Origin of the sequence: Streptomyces sp. NPDC048481 (genome assembly GCF_043200075.1) — a bacterium.
Classification (GTDB): Bacteria; Actinomycetota; Actinomycetes; order Streptomycetales; family Streptomycetaceae; genus Streptomyces.
This window is the reverse complement of record NZ_JBICXC010000004.1, coordinates 510,990-527,621: the sequence shown is the minus strand read 5'-3', so window position 1 is coordinate 527,621 and position 16,632 is coordinate 510,990. Positions and strand designations below refer to the sequence as shown.

Annotated in this window: 16 protein-coding genes and 1 riboswitch; of the genes, 5 read left to right on the top strand and 11 right to left on the bottom strand. The window is 74.3% G+C overall.

Translation table 11 applies throughout. The annotated features are described in order from the left end of the window. Positions 1 to 172: 172 nt before the first annotated feature. The 3 genes from ACGFSH_RS16430 to ACGFSH_RS16420 form a co-directional block, all read right to left on the bottom strand. Entirely contained in the window at positions 173 to 598 is a 426-nt protein-coding gene (locus ACGFSH_RS16430) for a GNAT family N-acetyltransferase (RefSeq protein ID WP_393348965.1), read from the bottom strand. Between the two features lie 87 nt (positions 599 to 685). Next, the gene (locus tag ACGFSH_RS16425; protein ID WP_393348963.1) at positions 686 to 3,253 is read right to left on the bottom strand and encodes an ABC transporter permease; all 2,568 of its coding nucleotides are present in this window, start codon (positions 3,251 to 3,253) and stop codon (positions 686 to 688) included. A 4-nt stretch (positions 3,254 to 3,257) separates the two neighbouring features. Further along, the gene (locus ACGFSH_RS16420; protein WP_393348961.1) at positions 3,258 to 4,103 is read right to left on the bottom strand and encodes an ABC transporter ATP-binding protein; all 846 of its coding nucleotides are present in this window, start codon (positions 4,101 to 4,103) and stop codon (positions 3,258 to 3,260) included. 143 nt (positions 4,104 to 4,246) lie between these two features. Here ACGFSH_RS16420 and ACGFSH_RS16415 point away from each other — a divergent pair, with 143 nt between their 5' ends. Further along, positions 4,247 to 4,513, top strand: a complete 267-nt coding sequence (locus ACGFSH_RS16415; RefSeq protein ID WP_393348959.1) for an antitoxin — start codon at positions 4,247 to 4,249, stop codon at positions 4,511 to 4,513. 4 nt (positions 4,514 to 4,517) lie between these two features. Next, a complete protein-coding gene (locus ACGFSH_RS16410) occupies positions 4,518 to 4,892 on the top strand; it encodes a fic family toxin-antitoxin system, toxin component (protein WP_393348957.1) in 375 nt (124 codons plus the stop codon). A gap of 22 nt (positions 4,893 to 4,914) precedes the next feature. On the opposite strand, the gene ACGFSH_RS16405 is transcribed toward ACGFSH_RS16410, so the two are convergent. Together ACGFSH_RS16405 and ACGFSH_RS16400 are read right to left on the bottom strand one after the other, a co-directional pair. Beyond that, the gene (locus ACGFSH_RS16405) at positions 4,915 to 5,694 is read right to left on the bottom strand and encodes a class I SAM-dependent methyltransferase (RefSeq protein ID WP_393348955.1); all 780 of its coding nucleotides are present in this window, start codon (positions 5,692 to 5,694) and stop codon (positions 4,915 to 4,917) included. 111 nt (positions 5,695 to 5,805) lie between these two features. Beyond that, positions 5,806 to 6,492, bottom strand: a complete 687-nt coding sequence (locus tag ACGFSH_RS16400; RefSeq protein ID WP_393348953.1) for an esterase/lipase family protein — start codon at positions 6,490 to 6,492, stop codon at positions 5,806 to 5,808. A 118-nt stretch (positions 6,493 to 6,610) separates the two neighbouring features. On the opposite strand from ACGFSH_RS16400, the gene ACGFSH_RS16395 reads away from it, so the two are divergent. After that, positions 6,611 to 8,827, top strand: a complete 2,217-nt coding sequence (locus tag ACGFSH_RS16395) for a LuxR C-terminal-related transcriptional regulator (protein WP_393349177.1) — start codon at positions 6,611 to 6,613, stop codon at positions 8,825 to 8,827. Between the two features lie 491 nt (positions 8,828 to 9,318). Here ACGFSH_RS16395 and bioD read toward each other — a convergent pair whose 3' ends face one another. The 3 genes from bioD to bioB are packed head-to-tail and all read right to left on the bottom strand — an operon-like array spanning position 9,319 to position 12,576. Beyond that, positions 9,319 to 10,041, bottom strand: a complete 723-nt coding sequence (gene bioD, locus ACGFSH_RS16390) for a dethiobiotin synthase (protein ID WP_393349176.1) — start codon at positions 10,039 to 10,041, stop codon at positions 9,319 to 9,321. Positions 10,042 to 10,043: 2 nt separating this feature from the next. After that, positions 10,044 to 11,333: an adenosylmethionine--8-amino-7-oxononanoate transaminase gene (locus tag ACGFSH_RS16385; RefSeq protein ID WP_393348951.1), complete on the bottom strand. Its 1,290-nt coding sequence runs from the start codon at positions 11,331 to 11,333 to the stop codon at positions 10,044 to 10,046. Then, a complete protein-coding gene (bioB, locus tag ACGFSH_RS16380; RefSeq protein ID WP_393348949.1) occupies positions 11,326 to 12,576 on the bottom strand; it encodes a biotin synthase BioB in 1,251 nt (416 codons plus the stop codon). The genes ACGFSH_RS16385 and bioB overlap by 8 nt, the downstream gene beginning before the upstream one ends. Before the next feature lie 148 nt (positions 12,577 to 12,724). Between bioB and ACGFSH_RS16375 the strand changes: the two genes are divergently transcribed. Beyond that, positions 12,725 to 13,852 (top strand): 8-amino-7-oxononanoate synthase, encoded by a 1,128-nt coding sequence (locus ACGFSH_RS16375; protein WP_393348947.1) that lies wholly within the window; start codon positions 12,725 to 12,727, stop codon positions 13,850 to 13,852. 96 nt (positions 13,853 to 13,948) lie between these two features. On the opposite strand, the gene ACGFSH_RS16370 is transcribed toward ACGFSH_RS16375, so the two are convergent. Both ACGFSH_RS16370 and ACGFSH_RS16365 read right to left on the bottom strand, forming a co-directional pair. Continuing rightward, positions 13,949 to 14,182 (bottom strand): DUF397 domain-containing protein, encoded by a 234-nt coding sequence (locus ACGFSH_RS16370; protein WP_393348946.1) that lies wholly within the window; start codon positions 14,180 to 14,182, stop codon positions 13,949 to 13,951. Positions 14,183 to 14,191: 9 nt separating this feature from the next. Continuing rightward, positions 14,192 to 15,052 carry a helix-turn-helix domain-containing protein gene (locus tag ACGFSH_RS16365; RefSeq protein ID WP_393348944.1) on the bottom strand — a complete coding sequence of 287 codons (861 nt, stop codon included), beginning with the start codon at positions 15,050 to 15,052 and terminating at the stop codon, positions 14,192 to 14,194. Between the two features lie 225 nt (positions 15,053 to 15,277). Here ACGFSH_RS16365 and ACGFSH_RS16360 point away from each other — a divergent pair, with 225 nt between their 5' ends. After that, positions 15,278 to 15,760 (top strand): ATP-binding protein, encoded by a 483-nt coding sequence (locus ACGFSH_RS16360; RefSeq protein WP_393348942.1) that lies wholly within the window; start codon positions 15,278 to 15,280, stop codon positions 15,758 to 15,760. Positions 15,761 to 15,812: 52 nt separating this feature from the next. Here ACGFSH_RS16360 and ACGFSH_RS16355 read toward each other — a convergent pair whose 3' ends face one another. Next, positions 15,813 to 16,286, bottom strand: coding sequence for a C40 family peptidase (locus ACGFSH_RS16355; RefSeq protein ID WP_393348940.1), 474 nt, complete (start codon positions 16,284 to 16,286; stop codon positions 15,813 to 15,815). 3 nt (positions 16,287 to 16,289) lie between these two features. After that, a riboswitch (cyclic di-AMP (ydaO/yuaA leader) is annotated at positions 16,290 to 16,466 on the bottom strand. Between the last annotated feature and the right edge of the window lie 166 nt (positions 16,467 to 16,632).

The following is a 16,632-nucleotide window of genomic DNA, read 5'->3' as shown; positions in this document are numbered from 1 at the left end:
CCCAGGATCGGGCAGGGCGGGCGGCAGCGCGCGATGTCGCGTGCGGGGACGTGTGCGGGGAGGCTCGCCCATGGGCGGACGCTCACACCTTTCATGACGTGGGGACCGCGCGGTGATCCACGCGGCCCCTCCAGGGTAAAGGATCGGCAAAGCGGAGCCGGTGGCCCCTTGATCAGTCGGCGAGCGGCTTCACCCAGCGCCGCCACTTCTCCTCGGGCGCGTACCCCGCCGCGCTCCAGGCATGATGCGCCGTCTCGTTGCGGGTGAGCACCATCGCGTCCCCGCGGCGGCCGCCCAGCCGCACGAACCGCTCCTCCGCCGCCGCGAGCAGAGCCGAGCCGACGCCCCGGCGCCGCCGCCCGGGGTGCACGGCCAGCCGGTACAGATGGCACCGCCACCCGTCGAAACCGGCGATCACCGTCCCGACCAGCTCGCCGTCCTGCTCGGCCAGGATCAGCGCATGGGGGTCGCGGGCGACGAGGCGCTCCACCCCGGCGCGGTCGTCGCTGATGCTCGTGCCCTCGGCGGCCGACTTCCAGAAGGCCAGCACGGTGTCCAGGTCATCGGGTGTCGCGGCCCGTATCCGCAGATCAGACATGCGCCGATCCCACCACGGGGCGGCCGCCCGGACGGGGGATTCCACCATCCGGACGGCCGCCTTCGGCCCCGGCCGGGGCCCGGCACGTCAGTCGTGCGCGATCGCGGCCAGCACGTTCAGCCGGGAGGCGCGCAGCGCGGGCAGCAGCGCCGCGACGACGCCGACGACCGCCGACCCCACCACGACCGCCACGATCGTGCCCCACGGGACGGCCAGGGCCTTCATGCCCTGCAACTCCAGGACCTGCTGGATGCACACGCCCCACACCAGGCCGAGCGCCAGCCCCAGCACCGCGCCGAACACCGCGATCACGACCGACTCCAGCCGGATCATCCGGCGCAACTGCCGCCGGCCCAGCCCGATGGCCCGCAGCAGCCCGATCTCCCGGGTCCGCTCCACCACCGACAGCGCCAGCGTGTTGACGACGCCGAGCACCGCGATGACGATCGCCAGCCCGAGCAGCGCGTACACCAGGTAGAGCAGCACGGCGATCTGGTCGTGGACGAGCTTCTTGTAGTCGGCCTGGTCGCGGACCTGCACCTGCGGGTACGCGTCCAGGGTCTTCTCCAGCCGCGGGCGCAGCCCGTCCGCGTCGGTGCCCGGGCGCGCGTTGACGTAGAGCGCGATGTCCTGCCCGCCGGGCACGTACTTCTCGACGGTCGCGATCCCGAAGAACAGCCCGCCCTGCGTGCCGAACCCGTCGGCCCCGTCCTGGTCGGTGAGAGCGCCCACCTTCAGCTTCGCCGTCCGGTCGCCGGGGAACTCCACCGGGAGCACGCTGCCGAGCCGCACCCCGTGGTCGCGGGCGAAGTCCACGTCCATGCCGACGGCGCCGTCGGCGAGCGCGCCCGCGGTGTCGCCCTCGGCGTAGACGAGGTGCGCGACGTCGTCGACCCGGTCGTCGTAACCGCTCGCGGTGGTCTCCACGCGCTTGCCGTCCGGCAGCCGCACGGCGACCGGCGCGAACCGCTGCCGTACGACCAGCCCGACGCCGTCGGTTCCGCGCACCGCGTCGGTGACCTCCGCGGAGAACGGGACGTAGTTGGAGCTCTGGACGACGTAGTCGGCGCCCAGGGTCTTGTCGATCTGCTGGTCGAACGACTTCGACATCGAGGCGCTCGCCACCGACATCCCGCCCACCAGGGCCAGGCCGACCATCAGCGCGGCGGCCGTGGCGCCGGTGCGGCGCGGGTTGCGCAGGGCGTTGCGCTGGCTCATCCGGCCGACGGTCCCGAACAGCGCGGGGAAGGCGCCGCCCAGGACCCTGATCACCGGCCGGACCAGGAGCGGCCCCGCGATGACGGTGGCGACCAGCGTGAGCACCACGCCCAGGCCCAGCAGGGACGCCGCCGACGACGTCTTCGAGGAGGCCGTGCAGCCGGCGAGCGCGGCCGCGCCGAGCGCTCCCACGACCGCGCCCACCACGGCGCGCACCCGCAGCGGCCGGCCGGTCCCGGCGACGTCCGCGTCGGCCAGGGCCGCCATCGGCGACACGGTCGCCGCGCGCCGGGCGGGCAGATAGGCCGCCACGAAGGTCACGCCGACGCCGACGACGTACGACGCCACCGGGGTGCCCCAGCCGACGACCATCTCCGTCGTCTTCAGGTTCATGCCGAAGGCGCTCATCAGCTTGATCAGTCCGGCCGCGAGGCCGATGCCGGCGGCCAGGCCGAGCGTGGAGCCGACCAGGCCCAGCAGCACCGCCTCGGTGAGCACCGACCGGCGCACCTGGCGGCGGTCGGCGCCCAGCGCGCGCAGCAGGCCCAGCTCCCGGGTGCGCTGGGCGATCAGCATCGAGAACGTGTTGACGATCAGGAACACGCCGACGAGCACGGCGATGCCGGCGAAGCCGAGCATCACGTACTTGATGACGTCGAGGAAGCCGCCGAGCGCCTCCGCGGACGACTTCGCCTGCTCGTCGGCCGTCTTCACCTCGTAGGGACCCGGGCCGACGGCGGCGGCGACGCGCTTCTTGAGCACCGCGTCGCCGGTGCCCGCGGCCGCGTCGACGGAGATGCTCGTGGCCTTGCCCGCCGCGCCCAGCAGCTTCGCGGCGGCCGTCTCCGGGGCCAGGTAGACCAGGGCCGCGCCGGGGTTGGTCGTGGTGAAGGTGGCGATGCCCACGACCTCGACCTTGAACGAGCCCGGCTGGGCCATCACGGTGAGCGTGTCGCCGATCGCCACGTGCTTGCGGTCGGCGGTGTCGGCGTCCAGCATCGCCTCGCCCGCGCCCCGCGGCGCGTGTCCGGAGGTCAGCTTCACCGGGCTGCGGTGGGTGACGAACCAGTCCGTGGCGATGGTGGGCGCGCCCGTGGTCGGCCCTACGGACTTGTTCGCGGAGTCGACGACGGTGATGTTCTGGACGCTGACGTCCGCGTGGGCGGCGGCCACGCCGGGCACGCCGGCCAGCCGCTGCGCCAGCGAGGCGGGCACGGTCTGCACCGCGCCGGTCGGCACGGACGAGGTCAGGTCCTCCTTCGGCTGCACCGTGACGTCCGGGGCCGTCGACGCGAAGAGCCGGTCGAAGGTGCGGGTCACCGTGTCGGAGAAGATCAGGCTGCCCGCGACGAACGCCACCGACAGGACGACGGCGAGCGCGGACAGCAGCAGCCGTCCCTTGTGCGCGAGGAAGCTTCTGAGCGTGGCCTTCAGCACCGGATCACTTCTCCCCGGAGCCGGCGCCGACGGCGGCGGGATCGCTGCCGTCCCCGCCCTCGCCCTCGGACTGCGCGCGGATCACGTCGAAGCGTTTCATCCGCTCCAGCACCGCCTCCGCCGTCGGCTGCCGCATCTCGTCCACGATGCGCCCGTCGGCGAGGAAGAGCACCAGGTCGGAGTGGGCGGCGGCGCCCGGGTCGTGGGTGACCATGACGACGGTCTGGCCCAGCGCGTCGACGGCCTCGCGCAGAAACGCGAGGACCTCGAGGCCGGCCCGCGAGTCCAGGTTGCCGGTCGGCTCGTCGGCGAAGATCAGCTCGGGGCGGGAGGCGAGCGCGCGGGCGCAGGCCACCCGCTGCTGCTGGCCGCCGGACAGCTGGGAGGGCCGGTGCTTGAGCCGGTCCCGCAGTCCGAGGGTGTCGATGACCTGGTCCAGCCAGGCCTGGTCGGGCTTCTGGCCCGCGATGTCCATCGGCAGGGTGATGTTCTCCGCCGCGTTCAGCGTGGGGATCAGGTTGAACGACTGGAACATGAACCCGATCCGGTCGCGCCGCAGCCGGGTCAGCTCCCGGTCCTTCAGCCCCGTGATCTCGGTCTCGCCCAGCCACACCTGACCGGCCGAAACGGTGTCGAGCCCGGCCAGGCAGTGCATCAGCGTGGACTTGCCCGACCCGGACGGGCCCATGACGGCGGTGAAGCGGCCGCGCGCGACGTCCACGTCCACGGCGTCCAGGGCCAGCACCGTCGTCTCGCCGGAGCCGTACGCCTTGGTCAGACCCCGGGCGCGGGCCGCGATCCCGCCGGCCGCGGCCAGGCCGGGGACGTGCTCCGCAGCAGGTGTGGACAAGGCTGCCTCCTCGCTCGATGGACGTACGACTGCGATCGGTGACCGTGCCCGCCGAGCGTAGTGTGACCCGGCGCACAGCCGGTAACTCTTTTCGAAGCCGGCCGCCCTTGCCGCTGCTAGCGCTTCGGCGCTAGCTTCGAGGTATGGCGAAGACCCAGCTGAACGTACGCGTGGACGAGGGCACGGCCCAGGTCGCCCGCGAGCGCGCCACGGCCCGCGGCATGAGCGTCAACCGCTACATAGAAGAGCTGGTCAGACAGGACGCCGGGGAGATCGGCCACACGTTCGTCGAGGCCGCCGGAGACTTCATGAAGCAGTACGAGGCGCTCTTCGCCGAGGAGTTCGGCGCGGAACGCGAGGGCCGCCGGGGCGCGGCGCGCGAGAGCGGCACGCGCGAAGGTCGCCGCTGATCCCTTGAGCGACCTCCGTATCGACCTCGCCTGGCTCCTCATGCTCGCCGAACAGAACACTCCCGGGGACCCCCAGGTCACCGACTGGGGCGCGCTGGTCGCGGCGGTGGCGCGCCACCAGGCCGAGATATTCGACGTCCCCGTCTACGACGACCCGCAGGCACGCGCCGCCGCGCTGCTGCAACTCCTCATCCACGTCCCGGCGCTGGAGCGCTCCAACGCCCTGTTCGCGTGCGCCGTCGCCTACGCCTACCTGGTGGCCAGCGGGCTGAAGATCGCCACCTCGCCCGAACAGGTCCGCGATCTCGCCCGGCTGGTCAAGAACGGAGACGCGTCGGTGTCGGAGATCGCGGGCGAGCTGCGCCGCTGGAGCCTGTGACGGGCCCGCTCCCCGGCCCGTGTCACGCCCGGCCGGGCTCCGCGGGCCGCCAGGCGGCGCCCGTCACGCAGTAGGAGAACGGCAGTCGCGGGCCGCGTTCCGGCAGCATCGCGCGCCGGTAAGGACCCAGCTCGAACCCGGCGTCCCGCAGCGCGCCGACGGCGTCGCGGGTGAGCCGGCAGCCACCGGCCAGGCGCGGCCACACCGTGCGGTCCAGAGCCCGCTGAGCGAGGAGCATCGCCGGGCCGCCGCCGGGCCCGTGCTCGAAGAACCGCAGTTCGCCGCCGGGCCGCAGCACCCGCCGTATCTCGGCCAGCGAGCGTTCCACGTCCCGCACGCTGCACAGCACCAGCGAGAGCACCGCCGCGTCGAACGCCTCGCTCTTGACCGGCAGGGCTTCCGCCGCCCCCGGCACCACGTCCACGGGCACCTCGGCACGCAGGGCCGCCTCCCGCGCCCACCGGCGGAGCCCGCGCTCCGGTTCGATGGCGACGACCTCGGCCACGCCCGCCGGATAGTGCGCGAAGTTCAGTCCGCTGCCCGCGCCGATCTCCACGACCCGGCCGGAGAGCCCGGCGAGCAGCCGCTCGCGCACCCCGGCGAGGCCCGCGCGGGTCTCCGCGGCCGCGCCCAGCCGGGCGTAGCAGCGGGCGAACAGCGGATGGCGGACGTCGTCGCCGCGCACCGAGCCGGATCCGGAACGCCCGCCTTCCGCGCCGAGGCCGTACCCCGGCCCGGGAGCGGCGCCGGGGGCAGGGCCGGGCGCTGAGCTGGAGCTGGAGTCGTGGGGCCGTGACGACATGGCGACCTCCGGGGCCGGGCGGCGACGGGCCTACCGGGATTCTCCCCCGTGCGGACCCGTCGCATCCCCCGCAGGCGGCCGCGACGGCGTACGCCGCATCCGCCCCGCGCCTCACCGCACGAAGTCGCGCACCTTCTCGTAGACGCCGTGGTCGTTGTTCATGGCGTCGTGCGAGACGCAGCCCACGCCGACGTTGACGGCGCCGCTCAGCAGGGCGGAGGAGTCCGGGTCGATCGCCGCGTCGCAGTTCGACCAGTACGCGGCGTAGTTCACCGCGCCGGGCGTCTCGTCACCGGAGTTGAGCGCGGTGAGGAACGAGCTGCCTGGCGCCATCTGGGCGCAGGAGGTGTACAGCCAGCTGCACAGCGAGGCCAGCGAAGTGCCGTGGTTGACGCCCGCGACGGACACGAAGTCGTCCACGAACGCCGTCCCGCCGAGGTTCTTGAGGTAGTAGCGCGAACTCAGCGCCCCCAACGAGTGCACGATCACGTCTACCTTGCTCGCGCCGGTCCTCGCCAGCACGTTCTTGATCTCGGTGTTCAGCTGGGCGGCGGTGGTGGCGTTGGACTGGGTCCAGCTGTAGGTCCAGGCGTCCAGTTCGGCGGCCGAGTAGCCGTCGGCCTCGAAGTCGGCGACCCAGTCGTCCCAGCTGCCGCCGTCGCTGCTGAGACCGTGGACGAAGACGATCGGGTCGTGGGCCGCCGCGTGGGCCGTGGGGGCGGTGAACGACAGTGACAGAAGGAGCGAAGAGGCCGCGGCCGTGAGGACCGCGGCGATGCGACGCTTGTGGCGCTGCATGGTGCCTCCTGAAACGGGTGGGGTTGCCAGGAGTGTCCGGGCGGCCCCCCGAGCGCCGCATCGGTGAAGTCGCCGGTCTTTACGGTTCAAGTAACCCGCCAGTAACGTCGGTTGGGTGGTGACCCCGGTGAACCCCCCACCCCTCGGCGGCACTTCGTCACCGGCGCTCGCCGGCCCCGGCCCGCGCCCGGTCGCCGCGCTGCCCGACGGCGTCCGGGTCCGCCTGCTGCGCCTCGTCCACGGCGACCCGCGGGCCGCCGTCGAAGCCGCGGGCCGGCTCACCGAACGGCAGGCCGCCGGTCTCGACCCGCTGCCGACCGAACCCGTCGAACTCGCCCCCGGGCGGCTGTCCGCCCACCGCCGGGAGGTGCGCGCACTGCCCGAGGACACCCGCCTGGTGCTGCTGCTGGCCGCGGCCGACCAGTACCCGGTGGCCACCCACGCCTTCCAGCGGGCCGTCGCCGCCGTACGCCTCGACATCCGCCCGCTGGAGGCCGCGGAGGCGGCGGGCCTCGCGTACGCGACGGCGGGCGGGGTCGGCTTCCGGGACGCCTGGACCCGCATCGCCGTCTACGAGACGGCCGCGCCGGCCGACCGGCGCGACGCCCATCGGCTGCTCGCCCGCGTGCTGCACGGCCCGGCCGAGGCGCCACGGCGCGCCTGGCAGCGGGGCGCGGGAGCGCTCGGCCCGAGCGCCCGGCTCGCCGGGGAACTGACGGCGGCCGCCGCCGCGGCGCGGTCCGCGGGCGACCCGGCTCTCGCCCGCGCCCTCGCCGAACGAGCCGCGGCGCTCGGCGCCGACGCGCGCGCCCGCCCCGCGCTGCTGGCCCGGGCCGCCGCCGACGCCTGGCTCGCCGGCGAGGCGGACCGCGCCCGCGCCCTGGCCGCCCGCACCGACGCCGACGCCGATGCCGACGTCGTCGCCGGCGTCCTCGCGCTGCGCACCGGCCACGCGGGGGAGGCGTTCGACGCACTGCTGGCCGGGGCGGTACGGGCCGCCGCCGCCCGCACCGCCCGGTCCGGCCCGGCCGCCTCCGCCGCCCACCTCCTCGCACGGGCCGCCGAAGCGGCCGTCCACACCGGCGATCTGCGCCGCTGCCGGGAAGCGCTGCCGGCGGCACGGGAGTGGGGGATCGATCCGCCCGGCGTACTGGGCGGGCTCGCCGCGGCCGTCGACGGACGCTACGAGGACGCCCGCGACCTGCTGGAGGCCACCGCCGGACGGTGCGGGCCGGGCGGCGACCCCACGGACCTGCTCCACGCGGTGATCGCCGCCCTCATGCTCGGCGACCACACCCGGGCCGCCACCGCCGCCGTGCGGGCCGCGGCCGCCGCCCGCGCCCGGGGCGTCACCGTCCTCGTGTCCCAGGCCATGGAGTACCGCGCCTACGCCGACTTCTGGACCGGCCGCCCGCACGCCGCCGAGGCCGCCGCCCTGGACGCCCTGCGCCAGGCGTACGCCACCGGACAGGACAACGGCGCCTGCCATCTGCAGGCCGCCCTCGCGATGTTCGCCGCCCTCACCGGCGACGGGGAGCTGTGCCGGGAGCGGGCCGCGGCCGCCGGCTCCCACGCCCTCGCCCACGGCCTGGGCCTGCCCGCCGCGCTGGCGCAGTGGGCGCTCGCCTTCCTCGACCTCGTCACCGGCCGCTACGACGCCGCCGCGGCCCGGCTGCGCGCCCTCGCCGCCGCCGGGCCCGGCCACGGCCACCGGGCCGTCCGTCACCTCGCCACCCCGCACTACGTGGAGGCGGCCGTCCGCACCGGCGACACCCGCGTCGCGCGCGCCGCGCACGCCGACTACGACCGCTGGGCCCGCGCCGTGAACAGCCCCGACGACCTGGCCCTCAGCGCCAGGTGCCTTGCCCTGCTCACCCCCGGGGCCGACGCCCTCCGGCATTACGCCGCGGCCCTCGACCTGCACGCGGACGGCGACCGCGCGTTCGAACGCGCCCGCACGGAACTGCTGTTCGGCAGCGCGTTGCGCAGGCTCCGCCGCCGCACGGAGGCACGCGACCGGCTGCGCAGCGCCCTTCAGGCGTTCGAGTCGTTCGGCGCCCCGCACTGCGCGGAGGGCGCCCGTGCCGAACTGCGCGCCCTCGGCGCACCGCCCGGCCGGGCGCAGGCGGACACCCGCCCGACGAACCGCCTCACCGCGCAGCAACTGCTCATCGCGCGGATGGCCGCCGACGGCGCGACGAACCGGGAGATCGCCGCCCGCCTGGCCCTCAGCCCGCGCACCGTCGACCATCACCTGCGGGGCGTCTTCACCCGCCTGGACATCCGCTCCCGGATCGCCCTGGTGCGCCTGCTGGCGGACACCGACGGCCCCTGAGCCCCCCGGCGGCAGCCCGCCGTCGGCCCTGACCGGGCCCGGGATCCGGGCGGTGCCGTCGTGACGCCCGAGGGGAGGGCCCCTGGGTTCCCGAGCCGGTCCGGGATCGTCCTGGTGCGCCTGCTGGCGGACACCGACGGCCCCTGAGCCCCCCGGCGGCCGCCCGCCGTCGGCCCTGACGGGGCCCCGGGATCCGGGCGGTGCCGCCATGACGGCCGAGGGGAGGGCCCCTAGGTTCCCGAGCCGGTCCGGGAGCGTCCTGGTGGGCCGAGGCGGCCGCCCGCCGTCGCCCTTGACGGACCCCGGGACCGGCGACACCGCCATGACGCCCGGGGGAAGGGCCCCTGGGCTCCGGTCCCGGATCGTCCTGGTGGGACTGCCGGCGGACACCGGCGGGCCCTGAGGGCTTCGGCGGCAGTCCGCCGTCGGCCCTGACGGGCCGGGCCCCGGGTTCCGGCGGTGCCGCCGGGGCGTCCGGGGGAGGGAGCTCCCTAGGTTCCCGAGCCGGTCCGCTTGCGGAAGGTCTCCGCCTCCCATGTGCCGTCCAGCCGCGGCGCCAGCCAGCCGCGGGCCGCGACGCGGAAGGCGGCCGGGGGCAGCGCGCCGGAGCCCGCGGGCAGCGCCCCCAGCAGCGGGGCCCCGGCCACCTCGGGCAGGTCGGTGACGTTGCAGCGCGACGCCAGGTCCGGGGCGTCGGGCCAGCTGCCGATGACGACGCCCAGCAACTCCAGTCCCCGGCCGCGCAGTTCACGGGCCGTGAGTTCCGTCGTGTTCAGGGTGCCCAGTCCGGCCGTGGCCACGACCAGCACGGGCGCGCGCAGCGACTGCGCCGCGTCGGCCAGCGTGCCGCCCGTCTCGTCGAACCGCACGAGCAGCCCGCCCGCCCCTTCGACGAGCACCAGGTCGTGCTCCGCGGCCAGCTTCTGCGCCGCCTCGGCCACGTCCTGCGGCCGTACCGGCGCCAGCCCCGCCCGGCGCGCCGCCGTGCCCGGCGCCAACGGCTCGGGGTAGCGGGCTAGTTCGGCCGTGGTGAGCGGCCCCGCGAGCCGCCCGACCTCGTCGGCGTCCCCGCGCTCGTCCGGCCGGACGCCGGTCTGGGCGGCCTTCAGCACGGCCACCGACCGGCCCGCCGCCAGCGCGCAGGCGGCCACCGCGGCGGTCGTGACGGTCTTGCCGACCTCCGTGCCCGTCCCCGTGATCACCAGGATCGGCATGTTCATCCCTCCCGCGCCGCGGCGCACACCGCGCGCGCGATCCGTGCCACGTCGACGTCGCCGGTGACGTACGGGGGCATCGTGTACACCAGGTCGCGGAACGGCCGCAGCCAGACGCCCTCGCGCACGGCGGCGTCGGTGGCGGCCCGCATGTCCACGGCGTGGTCGAGCTGGACCACGCCGACGGCGCCGAGGACGCGCACGTCCCGCACCCCGGGCAGCTCCCGGGCCGGCGCGAGCCCGTGGCGCAGTCCGGTCTCGATCCGCTTGACCTCCGCGAGCCAGTCCTGGCCGAGCAGCAGCTCGATCGAGGCGCAGGCGACGGCCGCGGCGAGCGGATTGCCCATGAACGTCGGCCCGTGCGCCAGCACCGGCACCTCGCCCCGCGAGATGCCCTCGGCCACCCGGGACGTGCACAGGGCCGCCGCCATCGTCAGATAGCCGCCGGTCATGGCCTTGCCGACGCACATCACGTCCGGTGTGACGGCGGCGTGCCCGGCCGCGAACAGCGCGCCCGTGCGGCCGAAGCCGGTCGCGATCTCGTCGAACACCAGCAGCACGCCGTGCGCGTCGCACGCCTCGCGCAGCACCCGCAGATACGCCGGGGAGTGGAAGCGCATCCCGCCCGCGCCCTGCACGACCGGCTCCACGACGACCGCGGCCAGTTCGTCGGCGTGCCGCTCGATCGCCGTGCGCAGGGTCTCGGCGTACGCCTCCTCGTACTCGGCGGGCGGGGCGTCGACGAAGACCTGACGGGGGAGCACGCCGGTCCACAGGTCGTGCATCCCGCCGTCGGGGTCGCACACGGACATCGGCTGCCAGGTGTCGCCGTGGTAGCCGCCGCGCCAGGTCAGCAGCCGCTGCTTGGCCGGGCGGCCCAGCGAACGCCAGTACTGGAGGCACATCTTCACGGCGACCTCGACCGACACCGAGCCCGAGTCGGCGAGGAACACGTGCTCCAGACCCTCGGGCGACATGTCGACAAGGAGCTTCGCCAGCCGGACGGCGGGCTCGTGGGTGAGCCCGCCGAACATCACGTGGCTCATCCGCCCCAGCTGCTCGCGCACGGCCTCGTTGAGCACGGGGTGGTTGTAGCCGTGGATCGCCGACCACCAGGAGGCCATGCCGTCGACCAGTTCCCCGGAGCCGTCCGCCATCCGCAGCCGGACCCCGCTCGCCGACTCCACGACCAGCGGATCGACGCGCCCGGGCATCGGACCGTACGGGTGCCACACGTGGCGCCGGTCCAGCTCCAGCAGTTCGGGCACGCCCAGGGGCGACGGCTCAGGCATTGGGCGCGAGATCGGTGCCGGCGCCACGGCGGCGCACGGCGACCAGATCGGTACGGGCCTCGCCGGCCGCGGACGCGACGGCCGCCGGAGCGGAGGCGGGCTCGGCGGCCGCGGCCGTGCCGCAGACCCCGCCGTCCTCGTGCGCGCCGCAGCCGGAGCCCTCGTGCCCGCCGCACCCGGCGGACTCCTGCGAGCCGCAGCCGCCGTCCCCGTGGGATCCGCAGCCCCCGCCCGCCGTCGCCCGGTGTCCGGGCAGCGTGACCTGCTCCGCGCCCTCCACCTCGAACCCGGCGTCCGCGATCATCTCCAGGTCGGCCTTGCCGGCCTGGCCCTCGGTGGTGAGGTAGTCGCCGAGGAAGATCGAGTTGGCCAGGTTCAGGGCGAGCGGCTGCATGGTGCGCAGGTGCACCTCGCGGCCGCCCGCGATGCGCACCTCGACGTCCGGGCACACGAACCGGACCATGGCCAGGATCCGCAGACAGCGCTGCGGGGTGAGGTTCCACTCCTTGGCGAGCGGGGTGCCCTCCACCGGGATCAGGAAGTTGACCGGGACCGAGTCGGGGTCCAGCTCGCGCAGCGAGAAGACGACGTCCACCAGGTCCTCGTCCGACTCGCCCATGCCGGCGATCAGCCCCGAGCACGCCGACAGGCCCGCCGCGTGCGCCTTGGTGACCGTGTCCACCCGGTCGGCGTAGGTGTGGGTGGTCGTGATGTCGCCGTACGTCGCCTCGGACGTGTTGAGGTTGTGGTTGTAGGCGTCGGCGCCCGCCTCGCGCAGCCGCTCGGCCTGGCCGTCGGAGAGCAGGCCCAGACAGGCGCACACCTCTACGCCCTCGTTCTGCTCCTTGATGGCCTTGATGGTGCCGGCCACCCGGTCGACGTCCCGGTCCGTCGGGCCGCGTCCGGACGCCACCAGGCAGACGCGCTTGGCGCCGCCCGCGAGGCCGGCCGCCGCGGCCCTGGAGGCCTCGTCCGGCTTGAGCCACGTGTACTTCAGGATCCCGGCGGTGGAGCCGAGCCGCTGGGAACAGTAGGAGCAGTCCTCGGGGCACAGGCCCGACTTCAGGTTGACCAGGTAGTTGAGCTTCACGCGGCGCCCGAACCAGTGCCGGCGCACCTTCCCGGCCGCGGCCACCACGTCCAGCACGTCGTCGTCGGAGGTGGCCAGCACGGCCAGCGCTTCCTCGCGGGTCGGCAGCTCGCGCCGAAGCCCCTTGTCCACCAGCGTGTTCAGCAGGTCCATGAGAGCCGATCCTGTCCTACGGACCCGCTCCGGGCCAAGGTAGGGATCACACAACACACCCGGTTCGACGTGTGGGTATTGCCACACCGAAGTCAGCCATTGCTGCCGCTAGTGTCTGTCCGCTACCTACAAAAGCCCCGGAGGACCCATGGCGTTCGGCTGGATCGACGAACAGGCGGAGCTGCGCCGCCGGGCCGGGCTCGTGCGGACGCTGCGGCCCCGTCCGGCCGACTCGCCGCTGCTGGACCTCGCGAGCAACGACTACCTGGGCCTGGCCCGTCACCCCGAGGTCGTGGCGGGCGCCGTGGCGGCGGCCCGCACCTGGGGCGGCGGGGCGACCGGCTCCCGGCTCGTCACCGGCACAACCGAGCTGCACGGCGAACTCGAGCGCGAGCTCGCGGAGTACTGCGGCTTCGAGGCGGCCCTCGTCTTCTCCTCCGGATACGCGGCCAACCTCGCGGCGGTGACCGCGCTCGCGCCGCACGGCTCGCTGATCGTCTCCGACGCCGGCAACCACGCCTCGCTCATCGACGGGTGCCGGCTGGCCCGCGGCGCCGCCCAGGTCGTCGCGCACGCCGACCCGGACGCGGTCCGCAAGGCGCTCGGCACCCACGACGGGCCGGCCGTGGCGGTGTCCGACACGGTCTTCTCGGTCGACGGCGACGCCGCCCCGCTGGCCGCCCTCGCCGCCGCCTGCCGTGAGCACGGCGCGGGCCTGGTCGTGGACGACGCCCACGGGCTCGGCGTGCTGGGGGAGGGGGGCCGGGGGGCCCCGTACGCGGCGGGTCTGGCGGGGGACGACGACGTGGTCGTCACGGTCACGCTGTCCAAGTCCCTCGGCAGCCAGGGCGGCGCCGTGCTGGGGCCGGCCCGGGTGATCGAGCACCTGGTGAACGCGGCCCGCACCTTCATCTTCGACACCGGCCTCGCCCCGGCGGCGGCGGGTGCGGCGCTGGCCGCCCTGCGGCTGCTGCGGCGGGAGCCGGAGCGCGCCTCGCGCGCGCGTGCGGTGGCGGGCGAGCTGCACGCACGCCTGACGGCCGCGGGCCTTCAGGCGGTGCGCCCCGACGCCGCGGTCGTCTCCGTGCGCGCGCCGTCCCCGGAGCAGGCCCTGCGGTGGGCGGCGGACTGCCGGTCGGCGGGCCTGGCCGTGGGGTGCTTCCGTCCTCCCTCCGTGCCCGACGGAGTCTCGCGACTGCGGCTGACCGCCCGTGCGGACCTGTCCGGGGCCGAGCTGGAACGCGCTGTCCGGGTGATCGGCGAGACCCGGCCGTGAGTGCGCGTCACCCGGCCGTGGTCCCGCGGGACACGGCCGGGCTCAAGCGGGCCGCGGGGTGCGGCCGGGAACCGGCCGACAAGGTTGTCGCGCCGGTCAGCGCAGCGCGGACGTGAAGCCCGTCCAGCTCTCGGGGGAGAAGAGCAGAGCGGGTCCGGCCGGGTTCTTGGAGTCGCGCACGGCGAGCAGGCCCGCCCACGGGCCGGAGTCCGGCCGGGCCGTCTCGACGCAGTTGTTGGCTCCGGTGCTGTAGCTGCTGCGCAGCCACCGCGTCTGCGGGAAATCGTCGGAATCGGTAGGGGAAGGTACGTTCCGCGAAATTGCGGACATGGTGCCTCCTTATGCGCCGGCTGCTGTCGCGGCGAGGTAATCCGATGAGTCCTCGGGCGAAAGGGCGTGTGCCCGGAGGGCGTTGAAGGCCTCGGTGTAGGCCTGGAGGTCTTCTTTCCGTTCGAGATAGAGGCTACTCGTCAAGTGGTCGAGAACAACCACGTCCAGATCAGAAGTGCGCGAAAATGAGAAGATAACGAAAGGGCCGGTTACCCCGATATGGGCACCGGCCGAGAACGGCAGAATCTGGAGCCGCACCTGGGGCAGCCGGGCGGCCTCCGCGAGCCGGCCGAGCTGGCGGGCCATCACCTCGGGGCCGCCCACCTCCCGCCGCAGCACCGCCTCGTCGAGCACCGCGCTGAGTTCCAGCGGCGGCTGCGCGCGCAGCACGTCCTGCCGGGCGAGCCGCACCTCCACCAGGGTGTCGAGCTGCTCCTCCTCGACGCCCTCCACGGCCGCGCTGGTCACCGCGCGCGCGTACTCGGGCGTCTGCAGCAGACCGGGCACCACGCTCGTCTCCAGCGTGCGCATGGCACTCGCCTGCGCCTCCAGACTGATGAAGTCCCGGTAGGCGGGCGGCAGCACCCCGCGGTAGGCATGCCACCAGTGGTCGCGGTCCCCGCCGCCGCCCGCGCCCGCCAGTGCCAGCATCAGATCCCGCAGCCGCTGGTCGGTCACGCCGTAGGCGTCGAGGAGTAACCGCACATCGGCCGGTTTCGATCCACTGGTGCCCGTCTCGATGCGGCTCACCTTGGACTGGTGCCAGCCCACGAGCCGGGCCGCCTCGCCACTGGTGAGGCCCGCCCGGGCGCGTAAACTGCGCAGTTCGGCGCCGAGCTTGCGGCGGCGCACCGCGGGACCGTGCTGCACAGGCTCCTCCTCACCCCTCGCGGGACTTCGTGCGGGCCGACCAAATACGCTCTGCCGTCGCAGAGTTCACCGCATCGGGCGACAGATATATGCATATCTTGGTGGATCGCCACCCGTGACCGGCGCGGTAATGGCAGTCTGGCGAAGAAGCACCAGTCCGGGACCGTACTCGAACCACACGCACCGTGTCGGACCCCGGTCCCGTGGGAAAGGGACGACGTCGCCATGGCAGATCACCTGGAAGCATCCGTCACTCTGCCGAGCGATCCCGCCTCGGTCTCCACGGCCCGCGGATTCGTGCTCGACATCCTGGCGGAATGGGGTCTGCCGGCGGACACGGAGGCGGCCGACACCGTCCGGCTGATCGTCTCGGAACTCGCCACGAACGCCGTACAGCACACCTTCGGGCAGTCACCCACCTTCACGGTGGGTCTCGCCCTCGACCGTGACGAACACCTGCGCGTCGGGGTCACCGACAGCCACCCGCGTTTCCCCAAACGGCTGCCGGCCGCCGTCCAGCAGGACAACGGCCGGGGCATGGTGATCATCCGCTGGCTGACCGCGGAGTGCGGCGGCAGGCTCAGGGTGCGGCCCACCCGGGAGGGCGGCAAGACGGTCACCGTCGAACTGCCCTGGACCGCTCCGGCCGCGGAGCCGGTGGCCGGAGCGCTCGCGGCTCCGGCGGAGGGCGAGATCCCGGGGCGATGACGGCGCGTCAGGACGTCGTGCGCCGCCCCGGGAGACCCGGCGGACCGGCGGTTCAGCGCACCCGGCCGTACCAGACGCTCTTGGTCCAGATCTTCTGGAGCTTGACCACGTCGCCGGTCTTCGGCGAGTGCCAGATCTTGCCCTTACCCGCGTAGATCCCGACGTGGTACACGTTCGACCCCGAGTGGAAGAAGACCAGGTCGCCCGCCTTGCGGCCGGACGCCGAGATGTGCTTGGTCTTGTTGTACTGCTGGGCCGCCGTGCGCGGCAGCTTCTTGCCGGCCTTCTTGTACGAGTACAGCGTGAGCCCCGAGCAGTCGAACCGCTTCGGCCCGGTGGCCCCGTACCGGTACGGGGCGCCCTTCTTGGACGCGGCGATCTGGAGCGCCTTGGTCGCCGGTGTGGCGGCCGCGGCGTCCGAGGCGAGCCCCGGGACCACGATCGAGCCGCCCACGGCGGCGATGGCGAACGCCGAGGCGGTACCGGCCCGGGCCATGAGCGACGGGACACGATTGAGCGCAGTCATGCGCAACCCTTCGTCAGCCGCCTGTGAAGGATGACCTGTCGGATTCGGGCTGGCGAAGTTGCCCGGCCGCGGATGCGGCTTCACCCCAAGGGCTGCTCGGTCCGACGGCTCCTCGCGGAGCCGGCCGGGCCGGCGACCCGTCGTGCTTGGGTCCTCCACTCCTGCCGGTGCACTTCTGTCGACCGGTCATCCGGGCGGCGGCAGGACTCGGCGTCCGCCCGGACCGCCCCGCCGCTTGTGGCGGGGGCTTGTCGTCAGTCAGGGATCTTGGCTCACGGATGTCCGAAAATCCCAACGGAACCGAGGATTTGTGGGGTTACTCACCACTCACCCGTTCGGGTGAACA